Source organism: Ectobacillus polymachus (assembly GCF_048159605.1).
Lineage (GTDB): Bacteria > Bacillota > Bacilli > Bacillales > Bacillaceae_G > Ectobacillus > Ectobacillus polymachus.
Window position 1 is genome coordinate 1,203,862 of sequence record NZ_JBLREB010000001.1, and the last position, 21,778, is coordinate 1,225,639.

21 protein-coding genes and 1 riboswitch are annotated in these 21,778 nt (G+C 37.5%); of the genes, 4 read left to right on the plus strand and 17 right to left on the minus strand.

The annotated features are described in order from the left end of the window. Nucleotides 1-67: 67 nt before the first annotated feature. Nucleotides 68-643, minus strand: coding sequence for an ECF transporter S component (locus tag ACM5BR_RS06155; RefSeq protein ID WP_416826767.1), 576 nt, complete (start codon nt 641-643; stop codon nt 68-70). A gap of 145 nt (nt 644-788) precedes the next feature. After that, a riboswitch (FMN riboswitch) is annotated at nt 789-922 on the minus strand. A 160-nt stretch (nt 923-1,082) separates the two neighbouring features. On the opposite strand from ACM5BR_RS06155, the gene ACM5BR_RS06160 reads away from it, so the two are divergent. Further along, complete coding sequence (locus ACM5BR_RS06160) at nt 1,083-1,766, plus strand: hypothetical protein (RefSeq protein ID WP_416826768.1); 684 nt, start codon at nt 1,083-1,085, stop codon at nt 1,764-1,766. Between the two features lie 108 nt (nt 1,767-1,874). Here the strand turns inward: ACM5BR_RS06160 and ACM5BR_RS06165 are convergent, their stop codons facing one another. From ACM5BR_RS06165 to ACM5BR_RS06230, 14 genes are all read right to left on the minus strand, one after another. Further along, complete coding sequence (locus ACM5BR_RS06165) at nt 1,875-2,480, minus strand: peptidoglycan DD-metalloendopeptidase family protein (RefSeq protein ID WP_416827848.1); 606 nt, start codon at nt 2,478-2,480, stop codon at nt 1,875-1,877. A gap of 99 nt (nt 2,481-2,579) precedes the next feature. Continuing rightward, nucleotides 2,580-3,167 carry a cob(I)yrinic acid a,c-diamide adenosyltransferase gene (locus ACM5BR_RS06170; protein WP_416826769.1) on the minus strand — a complete coding sequence of 196 codons (588 nt, stop codon included), beginning with the start codon at nt 3,165-3,167 and terminating at the stop codon, nt 2,580-2,582. Between the two features lie 186 nt (nt 3,168-3,353). Continuing rightward, complete coding sequence (locus ACM5BR_RS06175; RefSeq protein WP_416826770.1) at nt 3,354-5,117, minus strand: ATP-binding protein; 1,764 nt, start codon at nt 5,115-5,117, stop codon at nt 3,354-3,356. Next, nucleotides 5,117-5,833 carry a response regulator transcription factor gene (locus ACM5BR_RS06180; RefSeq protein WP_416827849.1) on the minus strand — a complete coding sequence of 239 codons (717 nt, stop codon included), beginning with the start codon at nt 5,831-5,833 and terminating at the stop codon, nt 5,117-5,119. The genes ACM5BR_RS06175 and ACM5BR_RS06180 overlap by 1 nt, the downstream gene beginning before the upstream one ends. Before the next feature lie 270 nt (nt 5,834-6,103). Then, entirely contained in the window at nt 6,104-7,261 is a 1,158-nt protein-coding gene (gene ccsB, locus ACM5BR_RS06185) for a c-type cytochrome biogenesis protein CcsB (RefSeq protein WP_416826771.1), read from the minus strand. After that, nucleotides 7,245-8,888 carry a cytochrome c biogenesis protein ResB gene (resB, locus tag ACM5BR_RS06190; protein WP_416826772.1) on the minus strand — a complete coding sequence of 548 codons (1,644 nt, stop codon included), beginning with the start codon at nt 8,886-8,888 and terminating at the stop codon, nt 7,245-7,247. Before resB ends, ccsB begins: the two co-directional genes overlap by 17 nt. Before the next feature lie 37 nt (nt 8,889-8,925). Beyond that, nucleotides 8,926-9,450: a thiol-disulfide oxidoreductase ResA gene (gene resA / locus ACM5BR_RS06195; protein WP_416826773.1), complete on the minus strand. Its 525-nt coding sequence runs from the start codon at nt 9,448-9,450 to the stop codon at nt 8,926-8,928. Between the two features lie 133 nt (nt 9,451-9,583). Continuing rightward, a complete protein-coding gene (rluB, locus tag ACM5BR_RS06200) occupies nt 9,584-10,312 on the minus strand; it encodes a 23S rRNA pseudouridine(2605) synthase RluB (RefSeq protein WP_416826774.1) in 729 nt (242 codons plus the stop codon). A gap of 230 nt (nt 10,313-10,542) precedes the next feature. Next, a complete protein-coding gene (locus ACM5BR_RS06205; protein ID WP_416826775.1) occupies nt 10,543-11,073 on the minus strand; it encodes a spore maturation protein in 531 nt (176 codons plus the stop codon). Continuing rightward, complete coding sequence (locus ACM5BR_RS06210) at nt 11,070-11,669, minus strand: nucleoside recognition domain-containing protein (protein ID WP_416826776.1); 600 nt, start codon at nt 11,667-11,669, stop codon at nt 11,070-11,072. Before ACM5BR_RS06210 ends, ACM5BR_RS06205 begins: the two co-directional genes overlap by 4 nt. Beyond that, the gene (locus tag ACM5BR_RS06215) at nt 11,662-12,771 is read right to left on the minus strand and encodes a D-alanyl-D-alanine carboxypeptidase family protein (protein ID WP_416827850.1); all 1,110 of its coding nucleotides are present in this window, start codon (nt 12,769-12,771) and stop codon (nt 11,662-11,664) included. Before ACM5BR_RS06215 ends, ACM5BR_RS06210 begins: the two co-directional genes overlap by 8 nt. Before the next feature lie 170 nt (nt 12,772-12,941). Then, on the minus strand, nt 12,942-13,856 hold the full coding sequence (locus ACM5BR_RS06220; protein WP_416827851.1) for a superoxide dismutase: 915 nt from the start codon (nt 13,854-13,856) through the stop codon (nt 12,942-12,944). A gap of 187 nt (nt 13,857-14,043) precedes the next feature. After that, a complete protein-coding gene (locus tag ACM5BR_RS06225; protein ID WP_416826777.1) occupies nt 14,044-14,547 on the minus strand; it encodes a DUF3907 family protein in 504 nt (167 codons plus the stop codon). Nucleotides 14,548-14,591: 44 nt separating this feature from the next. After that, on the minus strand, nt 14,592-14,975 hold the full coding sequence (locus ACM5BR_RS06230) for a hypothetical protein (protein ID WP_416826778.1): 384 nt from the start codon (nt 14,973-14,975) through the stop codon (nt 14,592-14,594). A 225-nt stretch (nt 14,976-15,200) separates the two neighbouring features. Between ACM5BR_RS06230 and mprF the strand changes: the two genes are divergently transcribed. After that, complete coding sequence (gene mprF / locus ACM5BR_RS06235; protein WP_416826779.1) at nt 15,201-17,765, plus strand: bifunctional lysylphosphatidylglycerol flippase/synthetase MprF; 2,565 nt, start codon at nt 15,201-15,203, stop codon at nt 17,763-17,765. A 50-nt stretch (nt 17,766-17,815) separates the two neighbouring features. Here the strand turns inward: mprF and ACM5BR_RS06240 are convergent, their stop codons facing one another. Together ACM5BR_RS06240 and ACM5BR_RS06245 are read right to left on the minus strand one after the other, a co-directional pair. Next, nucleotides 17,816-18,583, minus strand: a complete 768-nt coding sequence (locus ACM5BR_RS06240) for a hypothetical protein (RefSeq protein ID WP_416826780.1) — start codon at nt 18,581-18,583, stop codon at nt 17,816-17,818. Nucleotides 18,584-18,695: 112 nt separating this feature from the next. After that, complete coding sequence (locus tag ACM5BR_RS06245; protein ID WP_416826781.1) at nt 18,696-18,833, minus strand: hypothetical protein; 138 nt, start codon at nt 18,831-18,833, stop codon at nt 18,696-18,698. Nucleotides 18,834-18,986: 153 nt separating this feature from the next. Between ACM5BR_RS06245 and deoD the strand changes: the two genes are divergently transcribed. Both deoD and ACM5BR_RS06255 read left to right on the plus strand, forming a co-directional pair. Beyond that, complete coding sequence (gene deoD / locus ACM5BR_RS06250) at nt 18,987-19,691, plus strand: purine-nucleoside phosphorylase (protein WP_416826782.1); 705 nt, start codon at nt 18,987-18,989, stop codon at nt 19,689-19,691. A 190-nt stretch (nt 19,692-19,881) separates the two neighbouring features. Then, nucleotides 19,882-21,690 (plus strand): sensor histidine kinase, encoded by a 1,809-nt coding sequence (locus ACM5BR_RS06255; RefSeq protein WP_416826783.1) that lies wholly within the window; start codon nt 19,882-19,884, stop codon nt 21,688-21,690. The last annotated feature ends 88 nt before the right edge of the window (nt 21,691-21,778 follow it).

Below are 21,778 nucleotides of genomic sequence, written 5' to 3' on the forward strand. Positions count from 1 at the left end.
ATGAGCTTTAACATAACCTTTAGTTAAGAAAAACGACCTATTCTATTTCTAGGCCGTTTGTTTTAATTTAAGCACTTTTGATTTTTGTAGCCATCCATACTTGGAGACGTGAAACAAGAAGAACGGATACGACAGCAACGAGAACACCCTTAATGATATTAAATGGCAATATACCGGTAATAATCAGCTGTTTCATTGCGCTGCTGGACATAGCTGGTGAATTTAAAAACCATGTGTAAGCAGGTAGAATGAGATAGTAGTTTAATATACTCATGCCAATTGTCATAATAGTTGTTCCTACTACGAGACCAGTTGTTAACCCTTTAACGGAATAATATTTACGGTAAAAATAAGCTGCTGGTAAAATGAAAACACATCCTGCGATAAAGTTCGCAACCTCTCCGACTGGTACACCCATAAAACTTCCTTGGACAACATAATATAAAATATTTTTCGTAGCTTCTACAATCATCATAGCACCAGGTCCAAAAAGAATAGCTGCCACTAGGCCTGGTACATCGCTAAAGTCAATTCGTAAAAATACAGGCAATCCTGGAAACGGAAAATCTAGCATCATAAGTAGATAAGAAATACTACCTAACATAGCCACGGTTACCATTTTCGATACATTTCGATTCTTCATTTTCTCTCTCCCTTTTCCTCCGATCTTCTTATGGAAATGGAAAGGTTCTATCGTACCAATTAAAAATCCCCTTTTCATCGAAAAGGGGAGATAAGATAGTACGGCAAAATGAACGTTTTCATATTCAAAAATGACAACGCCGAACCTCCATCTTCTCCCATCCAGACTATACTGTCGGCTTCGGAATCTCACCGAATCCTGCCAATAACGGCTCGCGGGCTTAAGAGTCAATGCTCTAATACCGCCGGTAGGGAATTACACCCTGCCCCGAAGATAGATCGATATTTTATTTCGTTTATGTAAAAGATTATACATGAATATGTAAGAAATGTGAATGAAAATGCCTTGTAGTTTTAGTTTTTTTCTGGTGTTTATAAATACAAAGTGCTAATATGTTATATTGTGAGGAAAAGGCAGTTCTTTTTCTGGGGGAAATGTCATGAAGAAAACACAAAAACAGACCGTTTATCAATTTATGAAAAAAAGTCTGCGTAAAGAATATTTTTATTTAAAAAGAGATTTGCTTCTCTATTGTCCTATTGAATACGGAGAATTTTCTACAAATGCATACTACGCTGCACTGGATAAGGACGGCATTAGTATTTATCAGTATGACAAAAAAGTTGATAATCGCATAAAATTATTAGAACGCCATCCTTGGAAAACATGGAATCGTGTTAAGATTGACCATTTCTTTAAAAAATCAGAATTTGTTTTTCAAGGCCAATCGAATCGTATTTTTTATTTTCTAAACGATGGAAAAGCCGTACAACGAATCATTGAACAATATACTACTATTGAAGTAGAAGTTGCGACGAGATCATTTTGGCGCAAGTTTCCTGGTTTTCGGTCCCAATCTCCGATTAACATGTACGTAGCTGCTATTGTGTATGCTATCATTCCATCATTTGTACTAAAACTCGTTCTTCCTTATCTCGTACAAAAATTACTTTTCTCTATTTCTGTTTTTACGATGCTGCTTGGTCTACTTTGCTTAGTTATCGGCCTAATTGATCCAACCATTGTACTTTGGAAACAGAAGGAAAAAACGCGTAAAAAAGTTGCGTATTATTTTAGCTATATCACGATTATCGGATTTATTTGTATTTTTATTTTTTGGTAAAAGAGCTTTATCTTACACCTCAGTAGTTTGCAAATAACCCATCCTTTTTTAGGATGGGTTATTTGCAATTTTACATAATCATATCCATTTAAAGCTTATGTATACATATTAATCTATATCTGTTTTCGAGTGTATGATTAATTGCTGGGATGGATAAATTATATCGGTATGCAATTGATTTTGGATCTTAAGCTCTTCAACTGTCATACCGTATTTTACTGCTATACTAGAAAGCGTATCTCCTTTTTGGACAAAATAAGAAGAGGATGATACCATCTCTGACGGCACTATACCTAACACTTGAAGCGGATTAACGGCATTAGACTTCGCAATATTCCAATCTCCATTATGAACTTCAAAATGTAAATGAGATCCATGGGATAATCCCGTATTTCCAACTTCACCAATTTTCTGCCCACTATGTATGTGCTGGCCTACGCTTACGAAACGTTTACTTAAATGCGCATAAACTGCCTCATACCCATTTGTATGCCGAATAAAGATGACATTACCATAGCTTTTACTGTAATAGGATTTCGTCACAGTCCCTTTGCTCGCTGCTACAACGGGTGTCCCAACAGTTGCTGCAATATCGATGCCATAGTGATGACCGCTGCGCGTCCCGAAATAATCGCTCACAGCACCCGATACAGGCCAAATCCATTGCGTATCTGCCTTACTGGGTAACGGCATGAAGAAAAACGAAACGAGCATAAGCTTCCACCATTTCATCTTAAATCCCTCCTACAACTCACCGTATTAGTTTTACCTTTTGATCAAAGAAGTATACGTGAATAAATAGGAGGATGGTTATTACTTTGAAGATTGAGAGTCTTCATCTTTGTTTCGGAAGACAATTGCGCTTCTTTCATATTCCACATCTTTAACACCAAGTCTAGCATTAATAACCCGCGCTACAGCAAATAAGTAATCGGATAAACGATTTATATATTTTAGAACATGATCGTTTATTTCATCTACTTTTTTAAGAGAAACAATATTACGTTCTGCTCGTCTTGTAACTGCTCTTACGATATGTATAGCGCTAGAAGCAGGCGAGCCTCCCGGCAGGATAAATCGTTCAAGCTCAGGTGCTTCTTCAATATAAGCATCTATGCGTTCTTCTAAGAATGTAATCATATCTTCCGTTACTTTGTAAGGGAGTTTTTTATTTACAATTGCTAAATCCCCGCCGCAATCAAATAACTCATGCTGAATCTTTTCTAACTCTTGGTATAGACTGTGTAGTCTTTCATCATTCATCAGCGTCATGGCTTGCCCTAAAAAAGAATTCACTTCATCAATCGTTCCATAAGCTTCCACACGAGCGTGATTTTTATCGACTCTTCCTCCGACTAAACTCGTTTTACCCTCATCGCCAGTTCTTGTATATAATTTCATGTATACCCCTACCCTTCCTTTGTTTTGCCCTTAGTTTTTCTATAAGCACTTCACATACTCCTTTATTTTATCAGGAAATTGTTTTACATCTCCCCTAGGAGACTTCTTTTTAGAAAAACGTTAAAAAACTCTTACGACTTCCTTTCCTAAAGAAATCGTAAGAGCTTTTCATAGTGCAGTTACATTTTATTTTGACTGAGGTAAAAAAATGGAAAAGGTCGTGCCTTCATTTACAACGCTATGCACCGAAATACGGCCTCCGTGTCCTTCAACAATATTTTTTGCAATGGCTAAGCCAAGTCCAGTACCACCTGTTTTTCCACGCGTTCTTGCTTTATCACCTTTATAAAATCGTTCAAAAATAAACGAAACGTCCTCTCCCTGAATGCCGATGCCAGAGTCCTTTACCTCAAAACGTGCTCCCTCTTCATCCTTATTAACAGTTAGAACCACTTCACCACCTGCATCGGTATGACGAACAGCATTATCAATTAAATTCGTGAACACTTGCTCCATTCGATCTGGGTCAAATACAAGCGATTTCACATCAGATTGAATCACTGCATGTAAACGAACTTCCTTTTCCTTGGAAATCCCTTGAAATTTCCGAATTATTTTATCAACAAATGGTGCAATTTCAATGGTTTGTTTAAACAGCTCGGTAACTCCGCTTTCCATCCGTGCTAAGTCAAGCAAATCATTAACGAGACGACCTAAACGAACCGATTCGTCATAAATAATTTGGATAAACTCATGTACCTCTTCTTTACTCGAAACAACATCATCTAGAATTGCCTCACTGTACCCTTGTAGCATGACCATTGGTGTACGGAGTTCATGTGACACATTGGCAATAAAGTCACGGCGCATTTTCTCAAGTCGTCGCTCTTCCGTCATATCTCGCAGGACAGCTACTGCACCGCGTACATTCGTTTGATTGTAAAGAGGTGTCATAAGCACGACATAATTACCGTTTTGTACATTCACTTCCACTGCTTGCTGTTGTTCACTTTCTACTACTTTTTGAAATAAATGTGTTAGCACAACAGGTATGTTATTCGTATTCTTTGAAGGATTGTGATCATCATTCCAAAGTTCTACGAAACGTTCTGCAGGAGGATTAAGCATAACAGCTTCGCCATCATGATTAAGAGTAATGACTCCATCGGCCATACTACTTAAAATGCTGGATAAATGCTCCTTCTCCTGCTGCAGTGCGTTCATATTAAATTTAAGCTGTTTGCCCATTTGATTCAGGGCTGTAGCAAGCTCCCCAATTTCATCTTGCGAAACAGCTTTTGCTTTCGTATCAAACTTCCCACGCGCTACTTCGAATGCAACCTCCCTCATTTTGCGAAGCGGGGCAGTAATTCGAGTAGACAGGAAGAAAGCAAAAAACGTCGTCAAAATAATCGCAATACCTGCCGATAAAAAAATGAACTCTGTTGTTTTATCCATCGCTTGATTGGAAACTTCCAGGGACTGATAGACAAATACAGCCCCTTGATCTTGTTTGATTGGAATTCCCACAATCATAATTTGATTGCTTGGATTTCCAGTATTCTGTGGTACATTCAACTTCTTTTTTACCGTTTTCTTTTCCGTAATAACAGTGTTAAGGTCACTATCCTTTTTCAGGTCGTCAAGCGTTAAACTAACCAAACCTTCCTGACCAGGCGAATAGGAAATGTTTCCCCCATTTTTTACTACAACAATTTGCGAGAGAGGATCTACAAATTGATAAGCAATATTCTCAATTGTTTTTTCATCCATTCCTTCATCAATCATTTGAGAAATTTGCGTTGCAAAATGAGTAAGTCGCGTCTCGCTCGTCTTATCATAATACGTTTGAAAAAATTGATGTAATAATAGCATAACAAAGCCCAGTACAAAGGAAACGAGAAGCAAAATGGTAATCCATAGTTTCCCTACGACACTCCGCCAAAGCATTAGTCGTTCACTACCTCAAATTTATATCCAACACCCCATACAGTTACGATCATTTTGGCTGCATTCGCTGATTTTTTGTTAAGTTTTTCGCGTAGACGCTTAACATGTGTATCAACCGTACGTAAATCGCCAAAAAATTCATATTGCCATACTTCCTTCAACAGTTGTTCCCGATCAAACACTTTATCAGGGGACTTTGCAAGAAATAGAAGAAGTTCATATTCTTTTGGTGTCAAACCAACTTCCTCTCCATCTGCTACAACACGGTGAGCATCATTATCAATTGTAAGGTGCGGAAATACGATAACATCCTTTGAAGTTGTTTCATTTGAGAAAAAAGTATTTGAAGTCGAACGGCGAAGTAGAGCCTTCACTCGAAGGACAACTTCGCGCGGACTGAACGGTTTTACGATATAATCGTCCGTACCCACTTCAAAGCCCTGTACGCGGTTTACTTCCTCTCCCTTTGCTGTAAGCATAATAATTGGAGTCGCTTTCTTTTCACGAATTTCCTTACAAGCTTCAATTCCATCTTTTCCCGGCATCATAATATCAAGAATAATTAAATCATAATCACTTTGAAGTGCCTTTAAAACGGCAGTTTCTCCATTATCTGCTTCATCAATTGTATAATTTTCGCGCTCTAAGTACATTTTTAAGAGGCGGCGAATTCTTTCTTCATCGTCAACTACTAAGATTCTTGCTTCATTTTCCATTGTCATTCCGTAAGAAGAAATACATTCTTCTCCGGATTCCACCTGCCTTTCATCTTACTTCTCTAAATTTTACCAATACAACTTTTGTTTATTCTTTTAAAATTTCATAATAGCAACAAACTATCGCCATAGCTTTGCTATAGAAATGGCATCTTATTGTATAAAACAAGAAACCCTCTTCAACATTTTACAGAAGGAAAGTCAAATTTGCTATGATTTTTGTATAATTGAAGAAAAGTTGACAAAATTACTAACAAATCGTGACAATTTCTATGCATAGGAATGTAAACCTACAATAACAAGATTTACTGCTACGAGATTAAACATAATGATAGCAAACCCGATAACAGCAAGCCAAGCCGACTTTTCCCCGTGCCATCCTCTAGAAAGACGCAAATGTAAAAAGGCTGCATAAAACAACCAAGTAATGAGTGCCCAAACCTCTTTCGGATCCCAACCCCAAAAACGAGTCCATGCTACCTGTGCCCAAATCATTGCAAAAATAAGAGCCCCTAATGTAAATATAGGAAATCCGATTGCAACAGAGCGATAGCCAATTTCATCTAGTAAATCGTAATTTGCTTTTTTCATAAATGGCTGCAGAGCAGCTGCAATGCGTTTTCGAAGGATTAGCCGAAGAATACCATATAAGACAACTCCAAGTAGAAGTGACCATAGGAAGGTGTTCATTTTCTTTGCATCAATAACAGCTGGTACATAAACTATCGGCTGTATTCTGCTATTTGTTAGAGCCTTACCTTCATGCGGTCCAATTAGTGGGGGCATGGTATAGACAGCCTCTACAGTATCATTGTTTCTGTTCGTCCATTGAAATTTCGCTTCATAGGAACTAGCAGAAAACACTGTTGTAATAATGATAAATCCAATTGTTGATAGTATACAGTACATAATAAACTCGAGCCAAAACGTTCCTGCACTCCGCATTGTTTGATCAACGTGTTTGAGCAAAAAAATCAGACCCGCTACTGCGCTAATTGCAAGAATAGACTCCCCTGCAGCTGCGGTCGTAACATGAATTTGTAGCCAATTACTTTTTAGTGACGGGATTAATGGCGTAATATCACGTGGAAACATACTTGCATAGGCAATCACGAGAATAGCGACAGGCAAGGCAAACAGCCCTAGCACACTGGATCGATACATAAAATAGATAATAATGAAGGAGAGAACAAGCATCATCCCAAAAAACGTCGTAAACTCAAACAGATTACTAACGGGAGCATGCTGTGCTGCAATCCAGCGTGTAATAAAGTAGAGGAGCTGTGAAGTAAAACCAATGATCGTAATCGTAATACCAATATTCGCCCATTTGCTTCCTTTTGCCCTAATAGCTCCTCCAAAAAACAAAGTACCTAGTAAGTACAATATAAAAGCAGCAAATAAAAATATACTACTTAGCTCCGTCACTCTGACCCCCGCCTTTCGTTTCCTTTTGCCACACTTGATCATTCATATCTTCTATAGACGTTCCTTCTATTAATTTCTTATACTCATTTTTGAATCCAAACCAGTTTTTGTTCGTATAGCCGGCAAACCACCATTCATCATTCACTCGCTGTATCCAAATGCGCCGATGATTCCAATACATGCCCTGTGTTACACCTATCATAAAAATAAGACCACCTAGTGCATCCACCCAAAGCGTTAGATCCTTGCGAACCGTTAACGCAGTAGCATTACGTACTTTCATTCCAGCAAATGATATTTTATAGAGGTTTTTTCCATCGGTTTCGATATTTTGTTTAATCCCTACAAAGCTAACTTCACCATTTGGGGTTTCGGGTGTTTTCATTTTAAAAACAAATGCAGGATTATTCGGAATTTTCGTTTTCGTGTTTGGCTTCCCTTGTTCATCTAAATAAAAATCTGGAAAATAGCTTAATAGTTCAGCATAATAGCCATTTCCTAGATCATAGCTTTCTTTCGGATTTGCTAAATCCACTTCAAATGGTCCCCATTTTTGCTTTGTATCTTTGTTCTCGATGTTAAAAGACATTTTACTAAATTCGCCCTCTTTATAATCAACCTGATATAGAGAGTAATCTCCAAATTTTAACGGATCATTTACGTGAATAGAATAGTTCTCTATTTTTTCTAGCTGTGGCTGTTCTCCAGCTACTGTCTGATTTTTCACTTTGTATAAAACGGCATTGGTTTGAAAATTTTTCGGAATCATATCGTTGCCGACACGATTAATAGCACTTTGAAAAACTTTATCATCCTTCTGATTGTTATATACTTCTTTAATAAATGATTCATTTTTCAAATAATATTGCCCGTTCGTACCCGGAATTTCCTTCGTCTCGCCTTCACGCAGCCAAAGCAGTTCATCTACATACATACCTGGTACAAGTCGCAGCATAATACCTATTAAAAAAATAATAATACCCAGATGATTAACGTAGGGACCCCATCTCGAAAATCTCCCTTTTTCTGCTAATATATTCCTGTTTTCCATGCGGATCCGATAATGTCTACGTTCCATATTTTCTCTTAATCTATGGATGTCTTCTATCGATACGTTTGCTTTATTAAATAAACGTTGCCTAATTAGAAAGCTAGGATGTCTCGTTACCCCTTGTTTGGTAAGCGCTTTATAAAGTGGGATAACACGGTCTAAGCTGGCAATCACTAGAGAAATTCCAATAGAGGCGATAAGTAGCATAAACCACCATGAACTGTACAAATTGTGAAAGCCAAGGGCATAATAAATCTTCCCTAGCACTCCATATTGATTTGCATAGAACTCACTTGGTACTGCAGTGGGTGGAATATACATTTGCTGGGGAAATATCGTTCCAATTGCAGCTGCAAGAAGCGTAATAATGATTAACCAAACACCGACCTTTACAGATGAGAAGAAGATCCAAATTCTATCAACCATTGTTTTTGTCTGTATCTTTGAACGTCTTGCACTGCCTTCATATTTCATATCTAGCAATCCTTCATCTTGCATAAAAGGCTTGCCGCAGTTCTCGCAAAAGGATGTTCCGACAGGGTTCAAGTGTCCGCATTCACATGTCACGTATTCCATGCTCTCACCCCAATTCTTGTCATGTAAAGGTTTTCTATTATTTATATGCGATTTCCTTTAAATATCCTTCAATTTGTTCTTTCGTTTGCGTACCTGTTATTTGTTTTAAAACTTTCCCATTTTTATCAATCAAGAATGTAGTTGGGAGAGGTCCTACTCCGTATGTATTGATTACTTTTTGTCCTTTATCAATGGCAATTGGGAATGTTAAATTATATTGCTGAGCAAAGTTCTTCACAGCAAGGTTCGTTTCATCAGCATTTAAAGCAACAATTTCAACACCCTTATCTTTATATGTTGCATATAGCTCATTCATGAAGGGCATTTCCTCTTCACAAGGCTTACACCATGTCCCCCAGAAATTTAAAAATACACCTTTTCCCTTAAGACTCTGTAAAGTAATTGTATTGCCGTTCATATCTGTTAATGAGAAATTCGGAGCTGGTTTTCCAATTTGTACCTTTTCTTTGTTTGCGAAAAAATTTTCGTAAAAGGTAAAACTTAATGCACCAATTAAAATAAGAAGAATACTAGAACGAAAGAGTAGTCTCTTGTTTTTCAATTTATTTCCCCCTATTTCAGCACTTGCAGCTAGCATTTCTATACTAGTTCCATATATTCTAAATCATTTCCTTTTTCTTTCCCAACATAAGAGAATCTTTTTGTGGCGGTAAACCACAAAAAGATTCAAGCCGTTATTTTATTGATTTCATTGCTAGTGTACGTAGCTGCTTTACCTCATGAGGAGATAACTGTCTTGCATCACCAGGACGTAGTATCCCTAAATCTAAAAAGGCATATTGCTCTCTTTTTAGCTTTACAACTTTACATCCTACCGCTTCCAACATTCTTCGTACTTGGCGATTTCTTCCTTCATGTATCGTTAACTGCACGATAGCTGTTTCTTTTCTACGATCTCCCCCAAGTAGCTTAACCCTGGCGGGAGCTGTTTTTCCATCCTCTAGCATGACTCCCCTTTCTAGCATATTTAATTTTTCTCTATCAAGAACTCCTTTGACCTTTGCAATATATATTTTTTCAATTTCATGTTTTGGATGCATTAATAAATTAGCAAACTCACCGTCATTTGTCATTAAAAGGACACCTGATGTATCATAATCTAACCGTCCAACGGGAAATAAACGTTGCTTAATAAACGGAAAAAAGTCGGTAACCACTTTTCGTCCTCTATCGTCACTTACACTCGAAATAACTCCGACTGGTTTATATAGCAAAAAGTATACTGGCTCTTCTTTTTCAATTTGTATCCCATTTACTTCAATACGGTCTTGTCTTGTTACTTTTGTTCCTAGTTCTTTTACGACCACGTCGTTGACTTTTACTTTTCCTTGCTTAATTAGCTCTTCCGCATTGCGTCTTGATGCAATGCCGGCCTGAGCGATAACCTTTTGTAATCGTTCCATTGTGATTATTCACCTCAAATTCATCTTATAGCCATGTGAAAGTGAATTCAAGCTATCCCTTTCTCCATACCCGTAATCACTTCACACTTTTTCATTTTTTCGTCAAATTATTATCAAAGAGTCACATGAAAAAACCACTACTAGGCTCATTTCCCTTAATAGTGGAGCTTTCTCATTATACTAGAATTTAATGTGAAAGGAAAATAGAGGCGTGAAAATTTGTACGTATTTTATGAAAACATAAGTGAAACAAATACAATGCTACAAATAATGCCGATTAAATCAGCAAACAAACCGACCTTTAGTGCATCTCCCATTTTTCGAATACCTACTGCTCCAAAATACACGGTAAGCACATAGAAGGTTGTATCTGTGCTTCCCTGCATCGTTGAAGCAAGTCTCCCAATAAATGAATCCGGTCCATATGTAGCAATAAGATCAGTTGTGATACTTAGGCCCGCCGATCCAGATATCGGACGAATAAGTGCAAGAGGAACAATTTCTGCCGGTACGCCAATTCGATCTAGGATTGGCTTTAAAAACGATACGAATGCATCTAGCGCTCCCGATGCACGAAAAATAGAAATCGAAACGAGCATACCAACCATAAACGGCAAAATCGAGACGGCAATCGAGAGACCTTCCTTCCCTCCTTCGACAAACGATTCGTAAGTAGGGACTTTTTTCCACGTTCCATACAGTAAAATGAAGCCGATTATACAAGGAATGAGCCAAAGGGAAATCGTATTTACAACATTCATTTCTTTTTGCCCCCTTTTTTGGAACGCCTATAATAAAAATGTCGGTCAATCCATATTGCTCCAATCATCGATAGAACTTGTGCAATGAAGGTAACTCCGACAATTTCGGTTGGATTGGCTGAACCGTACGTCATACGTATAGAAATTACCGTCGTGGGAATGAGGGTAATAGCAGATGTATTCAGAGCAAGGAATGTAATCATTGAACGACTTGCTGAATCTTTTCCTCCATTTAACTCCTTTAGATGCTCCATTGCCTTTATTCCCAGTGGTGTTGCTGCATTGCCAAGTCCAAATAAATTGGCCATCATATTTGATAGAATAAATCCCATAGCTGGATGATTTTTCGGTATATCCGGAAATAATTTCTTTACAATTGGCATAAACAACTCTACTAGTTTTTTTAGCAATCCTGCTTCTTCCGCAATTCTCATTAGTCCAAGCCAAAACACGAGTACACTAACAAGGCCAATACAAATCGTAACAGCCTGTTTTGCTCCATCAAAAACAGCTTTATTTACTTCCTCCATCGTTCCATTAATCATAGCAAACAATACGCCAATGACCGTCATCAGCACCCATATAATATTAACCATTGTATGAAACACCTAACACCGAAGTAAACACCTGACAAAAATCACGCCAAAGGTCCCCTGTAACGGACACGAGAAGTCGTTTACTATAAAGTAGATTTCGTTCGCCAATCTTCTGTCCATCTAAGGAAATAATCACCTTTCCTACGATTTCTCCTTCTTCTACCCCTCGTTTCTTATACCACTGAGTTGTTACCGTTACTTTCTGGCTTTCTTCGTTTGTTAACGGGTACGTAAAATCTTGCAGCAAATAGACATGCCGATTAAGATCTGTTTCATGTACTTCGTATGCCCCTTTTTTAAGAATAGAGACCATTTTATAGTCTTGAAAGGCTTGTTCGAATAAATTTGTATGATCGTCCCAATCATTCGAATCATTAAGGGTTACTACAATTAAATCCATACCATTTTTAGACGCTGTCGTAACGAGAGTTCGCCCAACTTTCTTTGTAAATCCGGTTTTCCCGCCTGTAGCAAATTCATAGAGGGAAGTCACTAGTTTATGTTTGTTGTTCCAAGGATAATCCCACGCACTTGAGCGATATGTTTTGGTACCGAATATCTTCTGAAAGGTTGTATTTTGCATAGCATAGCGAGTAAGAAGAGCCATATCATAGGCAGACGAATAATGCTGTCCATCGCCATCAAGGCCACTCGGATTAGAAAAATGCGTATCTGTCATTCCAATAGAAGCTGCCTTTTGATTCATAAGATATACAAACCCTTCCATACTTCCGCCAACATATTCAGCAATGGCCTGAGCTGCATCATTGCCTGATCGTAGCATTAGGCCATATACCAAATCCTCCAATTTAACTTGGTCTCCAGCCCTTAAATAAATGGAAGATCCCTCAACACGAACAGCCTGGTCGCTAATGGTTACTGTATTTTTCAGCTTACCAGATTCTACAGCTAAGATCGCCGTCATAATCTTAGTAATACTTGCAATTCCCTTGGATTCGTTCGGTAGCCTCTCATACAAAACTCGTCCAGATTGCTGCTCCATTAACACCGCATTATGTGCACTTACACTAAACGCATATGTAGGAAGGGGAACCATACAAAAGCATGCTAGGCACATCAAAAAAACATACTTGCGCCACATTTGCACCAACCTCACGTCCTTTGTCAGACTAATTTGTACAAGTATATGCAAAAAAAAAGGATTCATGCCTTAAAAGCAGAATCAGCCCCTTCAGCTTCAGAGGTCCTTTCATGCGAGAAACGTAAGAGAAAGAAAGCCTAACAAAAACAGACGCATCTCTGTGCGTCTGTTTAGTATGGCTGCCATTCCACCTTTTCGGCTTTTGCAAGTCTTTCCGCAACGTTATTCCAATTTACAATGTGCCACCAGTTTCGTATATATTCATCTTTTTGATTCTTATACTGTAAGTAATAGGCATGCTCCCAAACATCAAGCGCGAGAAGGACAAGCGTATCCAATTGTGAAAATAGATGATGAGAAGTAGTTTGTAAAATTTCTAACCGCCCAGAACGAGGTGACCATACGAGAAGGGCCCAACCAGAACCTTCCACTCTATTTGCTGCTTCAGTAAAATGTCTTTTAAACCATTCAAAACTTCCAAAATCTCTTTTTAATAAGCGCAAAAGCTTTCCTGATGGCTGCCCACCTCCCTGCTGCATGTTGTTCCAAAAAATGGTATGCAGGTAGTGTCCTGAGCCGTGAAAAGCAGCTTCTCTCTCCCAATGCTTGAGGAGATCATAATCTCCACTCTCGCGCGCCTTTTCCATCATTTTTTCGGCTTTATTTAATCCCTCAACATAGCTGCGATGGTGCTTATCATGATGGATTTGCATTATCTCCTTCGAAATATATGGTTCAAGTGCCTCATACGGATACGGTAATGGCGGAAGTACATGGGAACCAATTGGTACCGAACGGACTTTATCAGCTTGAATCCCTCTTGCATATTCCTCGTAATGACCTGAAGCGAAAACCTCTTGGAATTGATTTTCGATACTTTCCACATCATTACTTAATTCATATACGAAATCTATATCATAATCGATGTAATTTTCCTGCAACCGATCCAATAACGTTTGTATTCTATATTCGAGCATTTGCACATCATATATTTCAACAGCTCGGCTATCCAATATATGCAAAACACTTTCACACCAATTTCCAACTTCATGAATATAATGATCCAATACTTCGCGCTGCAATATCTAACCCCCCCCTCGCAATACCTTCTATATATCTATTCGTATTCGGATGTACCTATACCTAATCCACATCTTAACCAAATGTAAGAAAAGCAAACCACCTCGTTATGAATCCGAAACCTTAATCAAAAGAGGGTATACCAAATTGTTTTGGTATACCCTCTTTTTTTGCGCGAATATTGTCGTTAGGTTAGCTTCGCATAAATTTAGGCTGCATGGTCTTCGTTTTATAGTCCGTTTCGTAATATTCCAGCTCTTCGCGTATAGACTGAAATTTACCTTCAAGTTGTTTCATCATCGCTTGTAATGAAGGCGGTGGCGTTTGCGGAAACGCAATCGCATTTTTTCCCGTATAGGCAGAACGACTATTTTCATACCAATAATCATTTTTCGGTGAAAAGAATTCTGAGATCACTTGATGATAAATTTTATACAACGTATTTTCAGCGGCATTTTTACGGAACGGGCTACTCTTTAGAAGAACACGGCATGCATCCAATCCCTCTTCGCAAAAGACGAGCAGGCGTCGGTTAGCAGAAAGGAGTCCCTCAAAATATGCTTGATCAGCTTCGCTCACTTCTTCAACAAGAGACGTGATCGTATGATGATTAAGATAATCTGTTAGAACGTAAACGACTTCCTGTAAAAATTCTTCAACCTGCTTCGTTTGGTTTTCTACAATGGAATTTGACATTCCGAATCCTCCCTATATCTCGAGTTTTTAAGCAAGAGATTGTATTATTTCACCTTTATCCCGCTTTTCAATTGCTCGATTGCTTTCTTCAGTTGCTGCACATTGTTTTCATCAAAATAAGAAGCTAATTCTTCTTTTGAATTTATATATATTCGCTTGCGCTCTACAAAGCTTGGATTTTTAAGCAAACAAGCAAGTGCAACAATCTCTTTAAAGGTTACATCTTCTCCTCCAATTTGAAAGACAGGATCATCTGTGAACGGAGAAATTTCACTTAATTGTTCTTCATAAAAACGTAAGTACAATACGTGTAACGTTTTCTCTACTCCTTCGTTTTCGTACGTAACTTCAGAACGATTAAAGAAATCTTCAGATGTATTAGGTAGGGCCTTCTCTAGTTCATATCCTTTTATCTGCTTCAGGATCATGCTCTCACCTCTATTCTATTTCATTACTTGTATCTTATCATAAATACTTTTTAATTTATGCACATTTTTCTAAATAGTCCGCTTTCTATAAGGTTTTTTTATTAGATATATGATAAGGTTTCTCCTCCTTTTTTCCACAGTTTTACTATATTTAATAACAAAGTTCCTTTTTATTTCTTTCTTCTTTTGTCATAATAAGAATACGATTGGGGGAGGATTACATATATGAATGCGAATTGGAAAAAATTACTTAACATAGCAAAAATAATCATACCATTTGTAATATTGATAATCGTATTCTTTGAAGGAAAAAAGGAACTCACTCACCTTTCCATCCATCAAGCTGTTTCTGTAATAAAACAAATTCCGAACGGAGGATTTTACTTAGCTATTATTGTAGGTCTTCTGGCTGTTTCAACCATGTTCTTTTATGATTTCGTTATGCTACGTTCTGTAAAAGCCCCTGTCTCCATTAAAAAAGTCTTTCGAATTTCATGGATTGCTAACTCCTTTAATGGGATATTTGGGTTTGGCGGTTTAATAGGTGCTGGAGTTCGTACCATGCTCTATCGTCCTTATATAAAAGAACAAGGAAAGCTTGTCAAAACCATTGCATGGATGACAACTGCCTTCATTATGGGGCTATCGTTCCTATCTATATTTGGCTTACTTGGCATTTTACAAACAAGCTTTATTTTATCAGAAAGACCATGGCTATGGCCTGCACTCATTGGTTTTTCTATGATAGCTCCCATTTACATCATTGTTTCCAAGCTAAAACTAGGGAGAAGAACATTTGCAACTGATGTTAACAATCCAACATTACTCTATTCCATTGTATCGCTCGTAGAATGGACATCTGCAGGTGTTGTTATATTCGTTATTCTCAGGCTGCTTGGTGTAGAAATAGACTTTCGGCAAGCATTAGGTGTATATGTGATTTCTGCCATTGCTGGTAGCCTTAGCTTAGTGCCAGGTGGACTAGGCTCCTTCGATTTAATCTTTCTAAGAGGAATGAATCAATACGGTATTACAACGGAAACAACACTATCAGCTTTGCTTCTATACCGATTGGTCTACTACATCATTCCATTTGGAGTAGGCCTAGCCTTCGCCGCCTTTGAAATGTCAGGAGTTGCACGGAAGAAAATCGAATCTAGACAGATGTTTGTACCTGCTCTAGAAACGACAGGAGTTCTTGTTACTATACAACGACAACTTTTTACCAAAATGGAATCATGGGCTCTTGCTGCCCTATCAGCTCTTACTGGTGTTGTCATTATATTTTCTGTATTATTTCCAATATCAATTGAACGTTTTCATATTCTACGAATTTTTATACCGAAACCACTTATACAAGTATCGTTTGATTTATCTTTATCCGTCGGTATTTTGCTAATTCTACTTGCGAAGCCCATATATGAACGAACAAAACAGGCATATGCTATGACGATAGTCGTTCTTATGGTAGGGATTATTTTTAACGTATTAAAAGGAATTGATTTTGAAGAATCATTGCTACTACTGATTATCCTTGCTATCTTTTTTATGCTTCGGAAACGATTTATACGTGAGCAAGTTTCCTATACGTATGTCGACGGTATCAAGACAGGCTTACTCATCTTCTTATTGCTATACGCCTATCAATATTTTGGAACATGGCTTGGTGCACATCATCTAGATTTCCTTCCAAGCTACGTTGTTCGCCCAAGTAAAATGGTGATGCGAACTACATATATAACCGCAATACTCGTTCCCCTTTCGTTGTATATAGCAGCATTCTTACGAAATCGAACGGGAACAAGAGTACCTGGGCGCGTTGCTTCTTCCGAGATGCTTCAACAATTTTTACAACAATATGGAGGGAATGTATTAAGCCATCTTGGATTTTTAGGTGATAAACGTATATTTCTTAGCAGTGATGGAAAAGCACTTCTTCAGTTTGCAGTAACAAAGAAACGTCTTGTTGTTCTTGGTGATCCTATCGGAGTGCCTTCCTCTTATCAAGCTGTCATTGAAGAATTTCTGGACGAGTCAGAGCGTCTAGGATATGTCTGTATTTTTTATCAAGTGGAAAGAAGATGGTTGGGACTATATCATGACTTTGGATATAATTTTTTAAAGCTTGGCGAAGAAGCAGAAGTAGATCTTTCCAGTTTTTCTCTTACCGGGAAAAAAAAAGCGAGTTTACGTTCAAACTTGCATAAATTTGAAAGAGAAGGATATGTATTTTCTGTTCACGAGGCTCCTCATTCAAAAGCCTTGCTGCAGCAATTGAAGCAGGTATCAGATGATTGGCTGCAAGGAAAAAAAGAAAAAGGGTTCTCATTGGGATATTTTGATGAGGAGTATTTAAACCGAAGTCCTGTCGCTACACTATCTAATAATAAAGGGAAAATTGTCTCTTTTGTTTCCATTTTACCTGTTTATCAGCCAAACAAAGTAGCGATTGATTTAATGCGTTATTCGCATGATGCGCCGTCTGGTGTAATGGATGCTATGTTTCTTCATTTATTTGAATGGGCAAAAAACAATGGCTATATGCAATTTAATATGGGAATGGCTCCTCTTTCCAATGTTGGCATTTCTCCGCACTCCTTTTGGATGGAACGAGTAGCCGCTGCCGTTTATAATAATATACGCTATATGTATAGCTTTAGCGGGTTACGTCAATTTAAAGAAAAGTACAATCCTACATGGAGCGGTAAATATTTAGCCTATCGTAAAAACAGATCCTTATTTGCAACGATGCTTGTTATAACAAGACTAATTGGAAATAAGAAAAAATAAAAATAACTAGACCATCGTAGTATAGCGATGGTCTAGTTAATGGCTTCTTGTTATCTCTTTCCCACATTCACGACATAAGACTTCGTATATATGCTTCCATTTACGTAAAATGTACCAACCATTTTGTATATTCCGTCCTCAGGGAATGTAATGAGAAAAGAAAGCTGCTTGCTGCTCTTATTCATTTGCGGAACAGCCGAAATAAAATGTGTAAGTTTTTCATTTACAATTAAAAAACGTGAAAGCTCACCCGTAGGAGCGGTAAAGATAAGATTGTCCTTGCTTTCAAACTGAAGCATGATATTCTCATTTCGATTTGCTTTTAATGCACTAAATTGTAAGGATGCATCATAAGGACCAATTTTTGATGTTAACAAGGCATCAACAGTAATTGGTGTTTGCTTTGCATCTCGCGTTTCAACTACAATCTCCTTTTTAGCTAATTCTTGTCTCGTTTCATTGTCTTTTATGTATAAAAAAAGTGTTGTAGTTTGTTTGAATGGATACTGAAATGTAAAGGTACCCTTCCCAATGTATGTCGGTTTTATCTCTTCATATTGTGTAAGACCATTGTTTACAGCATAAATAACCATTTGATTTTGCTGGTTTTCACCAATGCCTCCTAGCGGTTCTCCCTTTTCATTCTGCAATACAAATGTACCGCTCCCCTTATCCTTATCAATATTCCAAGTGACGAGAGCATTTGATAACGCATAAGCTTGATCAGGATGAAATAAAATACCGTATTTACTTTGGATGGTAAACATAGCAACTAAAATAAGAAAAAAGCATGCAATACCAAATTTACGAATTCGCATATCTTTCTCCTTTTTACACAATAGTAACATATTTCCATCTTTATGAAAATGAATTTTAAATTTTCAATTTAAAAAAGGACTCTTCTTAGAGTCCTTTCGTAATCATTCCTTGTTACTGTTCTACATCCTCATAAGCGACAAGAGCGATTCGCTTTCCAAGCTTTTGTTCGATTTCCTCTTCAAGCTGTTTTAGCTCGTTATTAATATCATCAGAAATATGGGCAATTACAAAAGACTTCTTCCGATCCATACTTTTCTCTCCCTTCTCATTCCTTTTCTTTCAGCTAGTAGAGTTACCCATTTATCCCTTCTTTATTCTTCTTCCATAACAACTTAAAAACATTTTGGAATAAGTGATAAGTACGATATAATTCAAGTACTATAACAAAAAAGGAGAAAGAACATGAGTATACATATTGGTGCAAAGCAAGGTGAGATCGCTGAAGCAATTCTTCTACCAGGTGATCCCCTTCGCGCAAAATTTATTGCAGAAACATTTTTAGAAGAAGCAACTTGCTACAATACGATTCGTGGCATGTATGGATTTACGGGAACCTATAAAGGAAAAAAAGTTTCTGTACAAGGAACAGGTATGGGTGTACCATCTATCTCAATCTACACAAATGAATTGATTCAAAGCTACGGAGTGAAAAAACTACTCCGTGTCGGTACTTGCGGTGGTGTTCAAACTGATGTTCACGTTCGCGATGTTATATTAGCTATGACTGCTTGCACAGATTCCAATATAAATCGTCTTACCTTTCCTGGATTTGACTATGCACCTTGCGCAGATTTTGCATTATTAAAGCAGGCATATGATGCTGCTAGTAGCAAGAACATGAACGTAAGCGTAGGGAATGTATTAACTGCTGATGTTTTTTATCGTGAAAGCATGGATATGGTGAAAAAACTGGGCGATTACGGAGTTCTTGCAGTGGAAATGGAAACAACAGCTCTTTACACCATTGCTGCTAAATACGGGGCACAAGCTCTGTCAATCTTAACAGTTAGTGACCATATTTTTACAGGTGAAGATACAACAGCACAGGAACGACAAACAACATTTAATGATATGGTTACCATTGCACTTGATGCTGCTATTAAATAAGATTTGAGCAGGAGTAACCACTATTACTCCTGTTTTCTTACACATTCCTCTTTTTTTTCCTTCATAAAAGACAAGTTTCCCAATGATGGAACACAAGTTTTGTATGCTTCTTTGTTATAATATAAGAAACCTCCATCTTACTGTGAGATGATAGTGGGATAAAGGCTAGATTAAGTTTAGAGGTGCGCACGTGACACGAAAAAGTATTGTATTTAAATTATTCCTTTTAACTTTCGGTTTTTTTACGTTAACATTTGTTTTGTTTTTTGTCGGTCAGTCCCTTTTTTTAGAAAAATTTTATATAAATAAAAAGGTAAGCGGAGTAACAAAAGCGTTTGAGACGTTCGTAGATGATTATTCCAAAAGTGATCAAAACTTTGATACCGTCAAAAAATTAAAGCAAAAATTTTATGATACTACGAATGCCCAGCTTATTTTGCTCGATCAAAATGGGGTGATTCAGGATGTACATGATTACTACATTGATGTCCATGATGAAAGCAATAATACTGAATATCATATTGCATTAAATAACATCTTGACCGGTCAAGAATATAGCAACTTTATGAAACTCGCTTTACAAAATAATGAAAGTATTTCTGTGCAAGGAATTCGCAAAAAGGATACGATCATTCCTATTTCCATTATATCTCCCCACGGTACATGGACAAATGGAAACATAGTCAGTGACCTTAAGTCCTTCGGAATAAGTTCAAATGATGTAAATGCTGATCCATCTTCTCGGAATTTACTTATTCAAATTAAAGGTACTGTAACAAAAATGAGTTTACCTTCTAAAGCCGATCTACAAGTCGCCAACAATATTGATACCCTTATTCAAGGTGTGCAGCGCTGGGAAATATCTGCAATTTTAGGAGAAATTGATCGCAATACGCTAACTACCTATACATTTAGCGATGAAAAAGGTAAAAATCAAATGTTTGTAAAGCCGATTGTTCAAAACAATACGATTACCGAGTTTGCCTTTGCTATGACATCATTTCAACCCGTAAACGAAGCAATGATTGTTCTCAAGGATTACTATGTTTATGCCATGATTATCGTATTTCTTGTGATTATTTTGCTTTCTTTTTACTATTCGAAAATCATTGCAAAGCCACTTATTCGTGTGAATCGAGTTACAAAAAGAATGGCAAATTTTGATTTCTCAGAGACCCTTCCAGTCACATCCAATGATGAAATTGGAAGCCTATCAAAGAGTATCAATACGATGTCTGTTACATTAAAGGATCGCATCGAACAGCTTCATGTCGCTAACGAAAAACTGCAAGAAGATGTGGAAAAAGAAAGAATGCTAGAAAGAACAAGAAAAGACTTTATTTCTGGGGTCTCTCATGAACTGAAAACACCTTTAAGTGTGATTCGAAGCTTTGCAGAAGGTATTAAAGACGGTGTTAGCAACAATACAGATTACTATACGGATGTCATTTTAGAAGAAGTTGATAAAATGAACACGCTAATCGTCGATATGCTCGAGTTAGCAAAGTTGGAGTCAGGTACTTACAAACTAGAGGTTCAAACATTTTCAATTGATTCACTTATCCATCAAGTAAACACAAAGCTTCTCTTTAGCATGGAGGAAAAAAATTTATTTGTTACCGTTAATGCAGAGAAGGATTTAGTAGTAGAAGCAAACCGTAATCGTATTGAACAAGTTATTATTAATCTGCTAAGCAATGCGATTCGCTACACACCAGTAGGAAAAATGATTACCATTTCCGCTCTAGATCAAGGAGATCGTGTATACGTCTCCATCAAAAATGATGGAGAACCTATTCCAGAAGAAAATCTAAACAAAATTTGGAATCGTTTTTACCGTCTAGACGCATCGCGAAGCCGTAACACCGGAGGAACAGGGCTCGGATTGTCTATTGTGAAAAATATTTTAGAGCTGCATCATGCCCCGTATGGAGTACGAAATGAAGAAGATGGTGTTTTGTTTTACTTTTCACTGAAGAAAGGAGACAAAAAGGAATAGTTTTTTCCCTTTTCACGTAAAGTTCACATGAAGTACACACTGCCCCAGTATATTGAACGTGTAAATTCTTTCCTTATGGATTGTAATG

Bases quoted from the DNA above. Each gene is read 5' to 3' on its own strand.
- ACM5BR_RS06155 (WP_416826767.1), bottom strand. From the start codon at position 643: ATGAAGAATCGAAATGTATCGAAAATGGTAACCGTGGCTATGTTAGGT.
- ACM5BR_RS06160 (WP_416826768.1), top strand. From the start codon at position 1,083: ATGAAGAAAACACAAAAACAGACCGTTTATCAATTTATGAAAAAAAGT.
- ACM5BR_RS06165 (WP_416827848.1), bottom strand. From the start codon at position 2,480: ATGCTCGTTTCGTTTTTCTTCATGCCGTTACCCAGTAAGGCAGATACG.
- ACM5BR_RS06170 (WP_416826769.1), bottom strand. From the start codon at position 3,167: ATGAAATTATATACAAGAACTGGCGATGAGGGTAAAACGAGTTTAGTC.
- ACM5BR_RS06175 (WP_416826770.1), bottom strand. From the start codon at position 5,117: ATGCTTTGGCGGAGTGTCGTAGGGAAACTATGGATTACCATTTTGCTT.
- ACM5BR_RS06180 (WP_416827849.1), bottom strand. From the start codon at position 5,833: ATGGAAAATGAAGCAAGAATCTTAGTAGTTGACGATGAAGAAAGAATT.
- resB (WP_416826772.1), bottom strand. From the start codon at position 8,888: ATGGAATACGTGACATGTGAATGCGGACACTTGAACCCTGTCGGAACA.
- rluB (WP_416826774.1), bottom strand. From the start codon at position 10,312: ATGGAACGATTACAAAAGGTTATCGCTCAGGCCGGCATTGCATCAAGA.
- ACM5BR_RS06205 (WP_416826775.1), bottom strand. From the start codon at position 11,073: ATGAATGTTGTAAATACGATTTCCCTTTGGCTCATTCCTTGTATAATC.
- ACM5BR_RS06210 (WP_416826776.1), bottom strand. From the start codon at position 11,669: ATGGTTAATATTATATGGGTGCTGATGACGGTCATTGGCGTATTGTTT.
- ACM5BR_RS06215 (WP_416827850.1), bottom strand. From the start codon at position 12,771: ATGTGGCGCAAGTATGTTTTTTTGATGTGCCTAGCATGCTTTTGTATG.
- ACM5BR_RS06225 (WP_416826777.1), bottom strand. From the start codon at position 14,547: ATGTCAAATTCCATTGTAGAAAACCAAACGAAGCAGGTTGAAGAATTT.
- ACM5BR_RS06230 (WP_416826778.1), bottom strand. From the start codon at position 14,975: ATGATCCTGAAGCAGATAAAAGGATATGAACTAGAGAAGGCCCTACCT.
- mprF (WP_416826779.1), top strand. From the start codon at position 15,201: ATGAATGCGAATTGGAAAAAATTACTTAACATAGCAAAAATAATCATA.
- ACM5BR_RS06240 (WP_416826780.1), bottom strand. From the start codon at position 18,583: ATGCGAATTCGTAAATTTGGTATTGCATGCTTTTTTCTTATTTTAGTT.
- ACM5BR_RS06245 (WP_416826781.1), bottom strand. From the start codon at position 18,833: ATGGATCGGAAGAAGTCTTTTGTAATTGCCCATATTTCTGATGATATT.
- deoD (WP_416826782.1), top strand. From the start codon at position 18,987: ATGAGTATACATATTGGTGCAAAGCAAGGTGAGATCGCTGAAGCAATT.